Here is a 932-nt window from a genome sequence, read left to right as displayed (position 1 = left end):
GGGGGTGGCCCTGAACTGAATGTTTGTCCGGCGGCGTCCTACTCTCCCACACTCTCACGGGTGCAGTACCATCGGCGCTGGTGGGCTTAGCTTCCGGGTTCGGGATGGGACCGGGCGTTTCCCCACCGCTATGGCCGCCGTAACTCTATGAAACTGTCAACCAGTCGAACACCCCAACCCCCTTGTTGGGGGAGTGTGGGGGTTCGGTGTTGGTGTTGTTTCAGAGTTGCATAGTGGACGCGTAGCATGTTTGTAGGTCAAGTCCTCGGCCTATTAGTACCAGTCAACTGAACCCGTTACCGGGCTTACATTTCTGGCCTATCAACCCAGTGGTCTGGCTGGGGGCCTTAACCCTCTAGGGGTGGGATACCTAATCTTGAAGCGAGCTTCCCGCTTAGATGCTTTCAGCGGTTATCCCTTCCGAACGTGGCCAACCAGCCGTGCCATTGGCATGACAACTGGCACACCAGAGGTTCGTCCGTCCCGGTCCTCTCGTACTAGGGACAGCCCTTCTCAAGTATCCTACGCGCACGGCGGATAGGGACCGAACTGTCTCACGACGTTCTAAACCCAGCTCGCGTACCGCTTTAATGGGCGAACAGCCCAACCCTTGGGACCTACTCCAGCCCCAGGATGCGACGAGCCGACATCGAGGTGCCAAACCATCCCGTCGATATGGACTCTTGGGGAAGATCAGCCTGTTATCCCCGGGGTACCTTTTATCCGTTGAGCGACACCGCTTCCACATGCCAGTGCCGGATCACTAGTCCCGACTTTCGTCCCTGCTCGACCTGTCAGTCTCACAGTCAAGCTCCCTTGTGCACTTGCACTCAACACCTGATTGCCAACCAGGCTGAGGGAACCTTTGGGCGCCTCCGTTACCTTTTAGGAGGCAACCGCCCCAGTTAAACTACCCACCAGACACTGTCCCT

Annotated in this window: 2 rRNA genes; both read right to left on the bottom strand. The window is 57.6% G+C overall.

Going from position 1 to position 932, the window contains the following annotated elements:
* Positions 1-25: 25 nt before the first annotated feature.
* Positions 26-142, bottom strand: a 5S ribosomal RNA gene (gene rrf / locus ABD191_RS28925).
* Between the two features lie 111 nt (positions 143-253).
* Positions 254-932: ribosomal RNA gene (locus ABD191_RS28920) — 23S ribosomal RNA — on the bottom strand; the annotation flags it as partial.

Origin of the sequence: Luedemannella helvata, assembly GCF_039528415.1 — a bacterium.
Classification (GTDB): domain Bacteria; phylum Actinomycetota; class Actinomycetes; order Mycobacteriales; family Micromonosporaceae; genus Luedemannella; species Luedemannella helvata.
Note: the sequence above shows the minus strand (reverse complement) of the source record. Positions and strands in the feature narration are given on the sequence as shown.